This window comes from uncultured Lutibacter sp., from assembly GCF_937891065.1.
Taxonomy (GTDB): Bacteria; Bacteroidota; Bacteroidia; order Flavobacteriales; family Flavobacteriaceae; genus Lutibacter.
This window is the reverse complement of sequence record NZ_CALAEQ010000067.1, coordinates 1-11037: the sequence shown is the minus strand read 5'-3', so window position 1 is coordinate 11037 and position 11037 is coordinate 1. Positions and strand designations below refer to the sequence as shown.

Here is an 11037-nt window from a genome sequence, read left to right as displayed (position 1 = left end):
AATGTGCTTTTTTTGTAATATTCTCAAATGCAATCATTAAATAGAGTTTAAGTTTATATTTTTTACAATTTACATTATTTTTTAATAAAAATCATAATCTGCAATAGTATATCAAGCAGTATATAATAAAAACTATAAATGATTACACTCATTAATTAAGTGAATTAAGAATCGTGCAAATGAAAAAGTAAGTAATATTTTAATTTCAAAATATATAAATTGAAACAAAATTCGCCATTAAAAAAAGATTCAATATATCTATTCATAAAAAAACCCTCTCAACTTGGGATTGGAGAGGGAAAATTGCTTTGAAATAGATGTAGATATTTATCTACAGGTCAAACTTAACTCTTTAAATACATAAATGAAGTAACCAATGTTACGTTTATAACACAAAACAAATCACTATAAATTCAACATGCATAACTTTGTAAAAAACAAGGGTTTAAAATAAAAAACCCTCTCAACTTGGGGTTGGAGAGGGAAAATTGCTATGAAAAAGATGTAGGTATAAAACCTACGTGATAAAAGTAACTTATATTACTTATATAAAATATGACAAAAATCAACAAATCTTCTTTTTTAAAGAAAGTAAAAAAAAGCTTCCAAAGAATGGAAGCTTTTGACTTTTATGAGTAATAATTAAGTGAAAATATCTCAACTTTAAATATTACTTTGCTCTAATTATTTACATTCCTTCAACACACATTGCAATACCCATTCCTCCACCAATACAAAGTGTAGCCAATCCTTTTTTAGATTCTCTACGTTTCATTTCGTGAAGTAATGTTGTTAAAATTCTTGTTCCACTTGCACCAATAGGATGACCTATTGCAATGGCTCCTCCATTAACATTAGTTATTTCTGTATTTAAATCAAGCTCTTTGATAACTGATAGTGCTTGTGCTGCGAAAGCTTCGTTAGCTTCAATTAAATCTAGATCTTCTTTTTTCCAACCCGCTTTGTTTAACGCTTTTCTAACTGATTCAACAGGTCCAATTCCCATTATTGAAGGATCTGTCCCGTGATATGCATAAGAAATAATTTTAGCCATTGGCTTTAAATTATATTTTTCAACAGCTTCTTTACTTGCTACGATAACAGCAGCAGCACCATCATTAATCCCTGAAGCATTTGCAGCAGTAACTGTTCCATCCTTTTTAAATGCTGGTCTAACTTTAGCCAAAGATTCAGCAGTCACTCCACATCTTACGAATTCATCTGTATTAAAAATAATTGGGTCTTTTCTTCTCTGTGGAATTTCAATTGGCACAATTTCATCTACAAATTTACCTTCTACAATTGCTTTTTCTGCTTTATTTTGAGAATTAGCTGCTAAAGCATCTTGTTCTTCTCTAGTTAAATTATATTTCTCAACTAAATTTTCAGCTGTAATACCCATATGGTAATTATTAAACACATCCCATAAACCATCGTTTATCATAGTGTCTACAATTTGCCCATTTCCCATTTTATAACCTTCACGAGCTTTTGGTAAAATATATGGGGACATAGACATATTTTCAGTACCACCAGCAATTACTATTTCTGCATCACCAGCTTTAATGGCTTGCGCTGCCATAGCAACAGTTCTTAATCCAGAGCCACAGACCATATTAATTGTCATTGCAGTTTTATCATTTGGTATCCCTGCTCCAATAGCGATTTGACGTGCAACATTTTGACCTTGACCTGCAGTTAATACCGAGCCCATAAGCACATCATCAACTTCTTTTCCTTCAAGATTATTTCTTTTTAAAAGTTCTTTTATAACTACAGTTCCTAATTCAACTGCAGAGATTTTAGAAAGTGAACCTCCAAAATTTCCAACTGCAGTTCTAACCGCATCAATTATATATACTTCTTTCATTTTACTTATTTTTTATTATTTTTTTATTTAAAACTGACAATCTCTATTTCATCCCTCTTTCATGCATTTTCTCCACAATGAAAGAAGCTACATTTTCAGGATAAGTTCCTCTACCAAAGCCTGCATCATAGCCAAGTTCTAGTGCTAATTTATTTCCAATTCTTGGTCCACCAGCACAAACAACCATTTTAGATCGTAACCCTTCAGCTTCCAATAATTCAATAAATTCAGTTAAATTTTGAATGTGAACTTCTTTTTGAGTTACAATTTGTGAAATTAAAATAGCATCTGCTTTTAATTCAACTGCCTTTTTAATTAGTTCTTCATTTGGAATTTGAGCACCAAGATTGTATGCTTCAATCATTGGATATCTTTCTAAACCATAATGTTGATCGAATCCTTTCATGTTCATAATTGCATCAATACCAACAGTATGTGCATCTGTTCCTGAACAAGCGCCAACAACTACTATTTTTCTTTCAATATGCTCTTTAATAAAATTGTTTACACCATAAAAGTCAAGAGATTTCTCAACCTCTTCTACAACTACTTTATCATAATCAATACTAATATCTGTTTTTCCATACACAACGAAAAATGTAAATTCATCAGAAAGCGGGTTTGAGTGAACCACCTCAACTTCTTTAAACCCTAATTTTTTAGTATATATAATTGCAGCTTCGTCAGCCTTTGCACAATGTGCAACAGGCAAAGTGAATGACAATTGAACAGCACCGTCGTTTAATGTATCTCCGTAAGGTCTTATCATCATAATTAGTTTCCTTTTACAATATTTAATTCATTTTCAAGATAGGTATAGAATGGATTGTAATAATCTTCTGCTTTTTCAGCAACTCCTTCTAAACCTTTACCTCCATTTTTTGGTCTGCTTACTTCTGCAAACATTTTACCTTCAATAGCATTAAACAAGTTAGTTTTATTAATCTCTTCAAGAAACTCGATAGTTTCATCTAGTACAACTTTTGCTCTTGTTTGCATAATACCATCTTTTTTGTATTCAATATCATCAGAAAAGTCTGCAATATTATTCAATACATATTTTGCATTGGCAACACCTAAAAAACGATCTTGCATAAATGGTGTATGAATAGCTTCTGTTAGCATTCCAAGTAATAAAATTCCTTGATTTGTAGATTTCGCAATAAAATTAAATAAAGTATTCATTGCTAAACCTTTAAAAATATCTCCTGTCATATATTTTGTAGGAGGCATATATTTCAATGGTGCCTCTGGAAAAATTTCACTTGCCATTTGAGCTTGTGCCATTTCCAACAAGAATCCATTTTTAATATCTGGATTCATTTCAAAAGCGTGACCTAGTCCCATTAATTTTGCTGGCAGACCAGACTCGTATGCAAATCTTTCATTGATAAACTGAGATGCTGTAACCGTGTATGCTTTTTCAACTGCATCAGAAGTAGTTAAATAATTATCTTCACCAGAGTTGATTACAATTCCTGCAAAAGAGTTAATCATTCTTGAAAACTTTTGATCAACAAAAGTTCTATACATATTAATATCCCTAAACAGAATGCCGTACATAGAATCGTTTAACATCATATCCAATCTTTCCAAAGCTCCCATTACTGCAATTTCAGGCATACATAAACCTGAACAATAATTTACCAATCTAATATATTTTCCAATTTCATCACCTGTTTCATCTAACGCTTTACGCATTATCTTGAAATTTTCTTGGGTTGCATAGGTACCTCCGAAACCTTCTGTTGTAGGACCATAAGGAACAAAATCTAATAAACTTTGACCTGTTGTTCTAATAACAGCAATAATATCTGCTCCTTGTTTTGCAGCAGCTTGTGCTTGCTTCACATCTTCATAAATATTACCAGTTGCAACAATAAGATACAATAACGGAGAATTTTCTTTCTCTTTATACTTATGTACTTTTTCCTCCCGGAAAGCAACGTTTGCTTTCACTTTTGAAGCAAATATTTCAACTAACTCTTGTGCTTTATCTTCAATAAAAGAAAAGTCAACAAAATCTAGTTTTGTAATATCTAGGCCATTGCCAATTTCTATGTTTAACTCTTCAGGACTTAATCCTTTTTTAAGCAAAGCATTAATATAATACTTGGTAGCTCCATAACAAAGATTATCTCCTATTTGGTCAACAACCTTATTTGGAATTGGAACACCATTAGAATCAACACCATCAGCACCCATCATTCTAAGTGTTGTTCTTTCAATGGCAACTGTTGTATTCTTTTCTATATATTCCTGCACGGGTGCAGAAATTTGTTTTGAAAGTTCTCGAGCCTTCGCAATCTTGTTCGTGTCGAGATTTAATTTTGATTTAGTCATAATTCCCTCTTAAATACTCTTTTGTATATGTAATAATTTCCTCATTTAATCCTAATATATCTGCAATTTTTATTGCATCATATGTGCGATCACTACTATCTGTTTTTATAATTTCATAACGCATAAAAGTATTAATCAGCTTAATTCTTTCACGCAATGAATATTGTTTTTCTTTACTATAATATTTTTCATATTCGGAATAATCCAAACCTTTCATTTTATAAAAAGACACATTTTCAAATTCTGGTAATTCCATAAAATGAGTTGACACAAAGCTACTCAATGTCGCTTTCTGAGAAAAACTTTTCAGCATTGCAGCAATAATAGCTTTTGCTTCAATTGAATTTGTTGTTTTTGCAAACTCATCAATTAATAACAGCGTGTTTTTATCAAAATCCTTTGTCGCTTCAGTAAGATTATGAATTTCAAATCCAAAACTACTTAATCCTTCAACCTTTTCAGAAAGGTCTTCGCCTATGTAATGAATCTTATCAAAAACTGAAGTTTTAAATTTCTCAGCAGGAACCCAAAAACCCATTTGTGTTAAAATCTGCATAAAACCAATGGTTTTTAAAAGCATAGTTTTACCTCCCATATTGGAGCCTGTTATAACACAGGTTTTATTTTCAAATTCAGCATTTAAAGGTGTATAAATTTCACCTAGTTTGGCACATTTGTTTGCCAATGGCAAATAATACCCATTTTTAACTTCAATAGCTTCTTTTCTATTTCCTAAAATAGGAGGATTCATTTTATAGTTAATAGCCAATCTTGCTTTCGCAAATAGCGTATCAAGCATTTCAAGCTTTTGAAGATATTGTTTTATAGTTTCTTTCTCTGCTAAAATTTTATTAGATATTTTTTCAAGAACATCTTGTTCAAATAACTGTTCTTCGGTTAATAAAACTTCCTTCTTTTCATGTAATTCGAAATACTTCTTCGGAAGAATTGGTTTTATTAATAAAGAATTTTTGTCATATACTTCCTTATAAACAAGATTTGAATTAAGATTTATTGTTTGACTTTCTTCAACTACAATAAAATCTCGAAATCTAAAATCTAGATTGTGTTCTTTTAAAATCTCACTAAATCTTTCTTTCTTAATCTCAGCTAGTTTTTGATTTATTTCGGCTAATTTTTTACGATTTCCCTCAAGGTCTTTACTATATGAAGCATTTAAATAAAAGGATTCTTTATTTGCACCATCTAGAGATAAAAAACTCAACAATTCACTTGAGGTGAAATTGATTTGTAAATCTTCTTTAATGGTGTCATCTAAGAAATTAACTATATTCTTATAATTAACCAGTAATTTTTTCACTAGAAAAATGTCAGCAGAATCGAATAGTTTTCTTTCTAATGAATTTAATAACGCAATTTTCTTGAAATGATTTTCAATTTTGACACATATAATAGGTTTTTCACTGATAAAAGTTACAATTTTTCCTATTGAAATATGAATAGATGAAAGCAACTTAGTATCCGTAAAAACATGGTATTTATTTTTATTCTGTAACCCATACGGAGTTAAAGGAGCATACTCCGAATAGAATGTATTAAATTCTATAAATTGTATGGTTTCTTTAATTTTCATATGGATTGTATAAAATTGTTTCTTCTATATTATGTTGTTTTAATACTTTCTTAAAATCTTCTTTTTTTATATCCTTTAGAATTACAACAAAAGAGATTAGTTGATATGGAATTTTATAAGCAATTTCAACCTTTCTTGTTAACTCTGTTATTTGAGAAAAATCCAAAAATATTTTTGTGAAATCATTTAATACTAACATATCACAGTTTACAGGAATTGATAAAAGTTTAGAGACTGTTAAAGCTCCTTCAATTTCAAAAATATTTTTAGTATCAACGTCCAAAATATCATCAATACTTTTGAACTTACTTATTAATGCTATTGTTTTAAATTTGTTGATATCCGAATTAATACTTTTATTATCTAATTTGATAATGTAATAAAAATTACTGTTTTTAATTGAAGCTACTTGTGTTGTTCTACTTGCAGCCCCATCAATTATAATCGTTTTTATTTGTTCTTCATTTTTTAGATATTCAACAATCTCTGTTATTTGTTTATTATCTTCCGCACCAACAAGTTCAATGGTTCCACTTCTTAATGTTTTTGCTAAAACAAGCCTTCCCAATACAGTTTTGTATGGAAACACATGAAAAATATCAAACAAAGCATCACTCTTGTTAATCATTAAATTAGAAGTGATTACAAAATCTCCAATTTCAGTATAAATCTTTGGTTTAGGTGTATCAAAAATTAAATCACTTGTTTCTCCATCAATTCCAATTGTAAAAAAAGTAGGTGAAACAACTTCTCTAACTTGCTTTAAGGCGAAGTTTAGAAAAGTTGTTTTACCCGCATTCTTTTTATTCCCTACTAAGAATGTAGTTTTATTAACCAGTTGCTCTGCAATAGTACTGTTCATCTTAATAGGAATCGTATCAATTCTAATGTTCTCTGTGTATTCTGTTACTTCGTTTTAAATTTTCTGGCTGAATTGACAGACCATCATTATTTAATAACATAGCTACACCATCTTTAGCAACCAAATTCTCATCTTTACAGAACTCACAATTTTCAGAATCATGCTCTGGCCCATTTGTTGGCTGCGTATAGGTAGTAATAACACCTTCGTAATTTCTTAATACAACTCTCTTCTCATTTTGAGAGATTAAATAATCTGGCATCACAGGAATTTTACCTCCACCACCAGGTGCATCCACCACAAAAGTTGGAACTGCTAAACCTGATGTATGTCCACGTAAATTTTCAATAATCTCAATCCCTTTTGAAACCGTAGTTCTAAAGTGTGAAATTCCTTCAGAAAGGTCACATTGATATATATAATAAGGCCTTACACGAATTCTTAATATCTCGTGCATTAACTTTTTCATAATATTAGAGCAATCATTAATTCCTCTAAGCAATACGGATTGATTTCCAACATTTACTCCTGCATTTGCTAATCTTTCACAAGCAATTTTAGCCTCTTCAGTTACTTCTTTTGGGTGATTAAAATGAGTATTCACATATATTGGATGATGCTTTTTAATCATTTCGCAGAATTCATCCGTAATTCTTTGAGGAAGTACCACAGGCATTCTACTACCAATACGAATAATTTCGATGTGATCTATTTTTCTCAATTCCCCAAGAATATAATCTAATCTTTCATCAGTTAATATTAATGGATCACCACCAGAAACAACTATATCTCTAAGTTGAGGCGTATTTCTTATGTATTCAAAAGCTTGTTCTAAATGATCTTTAGCAACTTTTTCACTAGAATCACCAACTACTCTTCTTCGTGTACAATGACGACAATACATTGAACATTCGTTTGTTACCAGCAATAACGCTCTGTCTGGATAACGATGTGTTAATCCTGGAGCTGGAGAATCTACATCCTCATGTAAAGGATCATCCAAATCAGAAGGTGCAACAAATAATTCATTAAGAACAGGAACTGCCAGCATTCTCACTGGACAATTTCTATCTTCTTTATCCATTAAAGCTGCGTAATATGGCGTAATTGCCATTTTGAACGTACTTAAAGTACTTGAAAGATTCTCCCTTTCTTCGTCTGTTATTTTAATAACTTTTTCTAATGTAGGAATGTCACGAATGGCATGTCTTAATTGCCATCTCCAGTCATTCCAATCTTCTTGCTTCACATCTTTAAATAAAGGGATGTGTTTATATTCAACTTTTTTATATTCTCGTTTCATTTTTATTATTTTAGTTAGAAAAATAAATTAAGCATAAAGACCTTCATACAAATCTCTAATCCCTTTATCTTCTCTTAATATATTTAGGGTTATTTCAGCATGGCCTAAGGCGTATCCATTTCCAACAATCATGTCAATATCTTTACCAACACCTTCTGCTCCTAAAGCAGCTTTAGTAAATGAAGTTGCCATACTAAAGAAATAAACAACACCTCTATCTTTACACATTAAAATAGAACCCATTTCTGTATTTTGAATGTTTACGTTATTAATAACAACATCGGCAAGTTTATCATTTGTCACTTTAGAAATCGCATCGTAACAGCTAAGTGCATTTGTTGCATCAAGTTTTAAAATTTCGTCGCAAATATTTAATTTTCTTAAAGCATCTAAACCATTATCACTATAATCAACACCTATTACTTTTCCTGTAACACCAGCTCTTCTTTTAGCTTCGTAGCAACAAAGAATACCTGATTTACCACTTGCACCAATAATAACAACTGTATCTCCTGATTTTACCAATCGTGCAGTTTGAGCCGGCGCACCACATACATCAAGTACTGCTAATGCCAATGCATCAGGCATATCTGTAGGTAGTTTTGAATACAAACCAGTTTCAAATAAAATGGCTCTTGCTTTTACAATTACTTGATCAATATTTACTTTAACCTCAATAATCTCTTCAATTTTAAGAGGTGTTAGTGATAAAGAAACAAGACTTGCAATTCTATCTCCAACTTTAAGGTCAATTTTATCTTCTAGTGCATTGCCAATTTTCACCACGGTCCCAATAAACATACCACCAGATCCCGTAATAGGATTTTTCATTTTTCCTTGAGTAGCTACAATGTTCAAAATAATCTCTTTGATTTTTTCAACATCACCACCCGCCTGCTCTTTTATTTGTGTAAAACTCGCTGAATCGACATTTAAAATATCAACATCTACCAAGATTTCATTGTCATAAATTTCAGCAACATTATTATCAACCTTTGTTGCAGGTTGTGGAAGCACTCCTTGAGGTTCTAAAACCCTATGAGTTCCATATTTATTTCCTTTTTTCATCTGTTTAAATTTTATTTTTTAGCGGTAACAGATGCTGTTCGCCATTAATTATTCGTTTATATATCAAAATTTGCAATGCTCGTTTCATAATATAATTATTAAATCAGAAACCGTTTATCGTTTCTTCAATCCTAAAATTTCTCTTGCTTCAGCTGGAGTAGCTATTTCACGACCAAGCTCTTTTGCCAATCGCACTACTTTTTCAACTAACTCTCCATTAGATTTTGTTAAAACTCCTTTAGAGATATATAAATTATCTTCTAAACCAACTCTAACGTGACCACCATCTATAATGGCCGCAGTAGCTAACGGAAATTCAAACCTTCCTACTCCGGCAACTGTATATGTTGCGTCAGCAGGAATACTATTTCTTAAGAAAACAAAATCTCTTAAAGTTCCAGAAATACCACCATTAACACCCATCACAAAGTCAAAATGCATTGGTGATTTTATAAACCCTTTTTTATGAAGACGTAAAGCCATATCAATCATAGATTTATCAAATACTTCAAGTTCTGGCTTGATATTATTCTCAATCATTCGCTGCCCAAAATATTTGATCGTATTTTCTGTATTTTCAAATATTTCATCACCTCCAAAATTTAAAGTACCACAATCTAACGTTGCCATTTCTGGGTATAATTCAGTAGGTTGCAATCTTTCATCATTTGTCATACCAACTGCTCCTCCTGTTGAAGGTTGAATAATTGCATCTGGACATTTTGCTTGAATAGCATCCATTACTTCTTTAAAACGATTTTTATCTTGGGTAGGTGTTCCATCATCTTTACGAACGTGTAAATGAATAATACTTGCACCTGCTTCGTAAGCTAAACTAGCTTCACGCACACATTCTTCTAGTGTATAAGGCACTACCGGGTTGTGCTCTTTAGTAACTTCTGCTCCGGAAATGGCTGCTGTAATTATTAATTTTTCCATACTAAATTTATTTACGTTGATTCGCTTTTGGAGTAACACAGGTTCCTGTGGCTCTACAAACAACTATTGGTTCTTCTAAAAAATCACAAGCTGAATCAGAAATATCTGGTCGTGGTGCAATTACTTTTCTAGCTTCAAATTTCATTCTTCTACTAGAATTTCCTTCTTCAATAATTTCTCCAACAGCTTCAATATAATCACCAGCATAAACAGGAGCCATAAATTCTACCATATCATATGCTTTGAATAATCCTTCGTCACCATCTCTTAAAATAAGAAGTTCTGTAGCAACATCACCAAATAACTGAAGCATTCTTGCTCCATCTACTAAATTTCCCCCATAATGAGCATCATGTGAGCTCATTCGTAATCTAATTGTTGATTTTAACATATTATTGTATTTTGTTAAATTTGTATTATGAGTTTTATTTTTTTTAATTTAAATCCACTTTTAGTGATTTTAAAGCAAATTTAATTCTATTTTTTGTATTAATAACAATAAGAAGCTTGGTAATTTTTAAATAAAAAAACAAATATGATTAAAAATTTTGGTGATAATAAATATCCTAAATTAGTGTTTCCAAATATGTTCTATTATAACACTATTTCACTCCTATTATTGACAAATTTTTAATATAATAAAGCTACTATTTAAAATGTAAAATATAAACCCGTTTTAAGCAAATAGGTATAATTCTGTTTCTATAAAGATTTAAGAAACAACATGATTGTTGAAGAGTCAGTTACTTCCAATCTTCGTACTTTTTCGTACAATAATTTATAGGCAAACATCATGTTTTTAATTAATTAACTGTACAAAATTAATTAGTTATTTCAATAAATGATATGACAAATATCACAAGTTTAAATTATAAAAAATAAAAAACCCTCTCTAACAGTGTTGGAGAGGGAAAATTGCTATGAAAAAGATGTAGGTTTAGAACCTACATGACAAATGTAACATATATTACATAAACAAAATATGACAAAAGTCAATAAATAAACTATTTTTTTAAAAGCATAAAAAAACCCACTATTTCTAGTAGGACTAACTTCGG

Annotated in this window: 9 protein-coding genes; all 9 read right to left on the bottom strand. The window is 30.8% G+C overall.

Translation table 11 applies throughout. The features are described from left to right. Window positions 1-688: 688 nt before the first annotated feature. Complete coding sequence (locus Q0352_RS04155) at window positions 689-1870, bottom strand: acetyl-CoA C-acetyltransferase (RefSeq protein WP_299524100.1); 1182 nt, start codon at window positions 1868-1870, stop codon at window positions 689-691. A gap of 43 nt (window positions 1871-1913) precedes the next feature. Then, a complete protein-coding gene (locus tag Q0352_RS04150; protein WP_299524097.1) occupies window positions 1914-2642 on the bottom strand; it encodes an OAM dimerization domain-containing protein in 729 nt (242 codons plus the stop codon). A gap of 2 nt (window positions 2643-2644) precedes the next feature. Next, entirely contained in the window at window positions 2645-4213 is a 1569-nt protein-coding gene (locus Q0352_RS04145) for a lysine 5,6-aminomutase subunit alpha (RefSeq protein ID WP_299524094.1), read from the bottom strand. Beyond that, window positions 4206-5807: a hypothetical protein gene (locus tag Q0352_RS04140; RefSeq protein WP_299524091.1), complete on the bottom strand. Its 1602-nt coding sequence runs from the start codon at window positions 5805-5807 to the stop codon at window positions 4206-4208. Before Q0352_RS04140 ends, Q0352_RS04145 begins: the two co-directional genes overlap by 8 nt. Beyond that, window positions 5797-6669: a hypothetical protein gene (locus Q0352_RS04135; protein ID WP_299524089.1), complete on the bottom strand. Its 873-nt coding sequence runs from the start codon at window positions 6667-6669 to the stop codon at window positions 5797-5799. The genes Q0352_RS04140 and Q0352_RS04135 overlap by 11 nt, the downstream gene beginning before the upstream one ends. Before the next feature lie 22 nt (window positions 6670-6691). Then, a complete protein-coding gene (ablA, locus tag Q0352_RS04130) occupies window positions 6692-7972 on the bottom strand; it encodes a lysine 2,3-aminomutase (RefSeq protein ID WP_299524087.1) in 1281 nt (426 codons plus the stop codon). Between the two features lie 27 nt (window positions 7973-7999). Then, on the bottom strand, window positions 8000-9040 hold the full coding sequence (locus tag Q0352_RS04125; protein ID WP_299524084.1) for an L-erythro-3,5-diaminohexanoate dehydrogenase: 1041 nt from the start codon (window positions 9038-9040) through the stop codon (window positions 8000-8002). A 114-nt stretch (window positions 9041-9154) separates the two neighbouring features. Further along, window positions 9155-9979, bottom strand: a complete 825-nt coding sequence (locus Q0352_RS04120; RefSeq protein WP_299524082.1) for a 3-keto-5-aminohexanoate cleavage protein — start codon at window positions 9977-9979, stop codon at window positions 9155-9157. Window positions 9980-9986: 7 nt separating this feature from the next. Beyond that, on the bottom strand, window positions 9987-10370 hold the full coding sequence (locus tag Q0352_RS04115; RefSeq protein WP_299524079.1) for a hotdog fold domain-containing protein: 384 nt from the start codon (window positions 10368-10370) through the stop codon (window positions 9987-9989). Window positions 10371-11037 lie beyond the last annotated feature (667 nt).

Excerpts from the sequence above, each read along its gene's own strand:
- Q0352_RS04125 (WP_299524084.1), bottom strand. The coding sequence starts at position 9,040 with ATGAAAAAAGGAAATAAATATGGAACTCATAGGGTTTTAGAACCTCAA.
- Q0352_RS04120 (WP_299524082.1), bottom strand. The coding sequence starts at position 9,979 with ATGGAAAAATTAATAATTACAGCAGCCATTTCCGGAGCAGAAGTTACT.
- Q0352_RS04145 (WP_299524094.1), bottom strand. The coding sequence starts at position 4,213 with ATGACTAAATCAAAATTAAATCTCGACACGAACAAGATTGCGAAGGCT.
- Q0352_RS04115 (WP_299524079.1), bottom strand. The coding sequence starts at position 10,370 with ATGTTAAAATCAACAATTAGATTACGAATGAGCTCACATGATGCTCAT.
- Q0352_RS04140 (WP_299524091.1), bottom strand. The coding sequence starts at position 5,807 with ATGAAAATTAAAGAAACCATACAATTTATAGAATTTAATACATTCTAT.
- Q0352_RS04150 (WP_299524097.1), bottom strand. The coding sequence starts at position 2,642 with ATGATGATAAGACCTTACGGAGATACATTAAACGACGGTGCTGTTCAA.
- Q0352_RS04135 (WP_299524089.1), bottom strand. The coding sequence starts at position 6,669 with ATGAACAGTACTATTGCAGAGCAACTGGTTAATAAAACTACATTCTTA.
- ablA (WP_299524087.1), bottom strand. The coding sequence starts at position 7,972 with ATGAAACGAGAATATAAAAAAGTTGAATATAAACACATCCCTTTATTT.
- Q0352_RS04155 (WP_299524100.1), bottom strand. The coding sequence starts at position 1,870 with ATGAAAGAAGTATATATAATTGATGCGGTTAGAACTGCAGTTGGAAAT.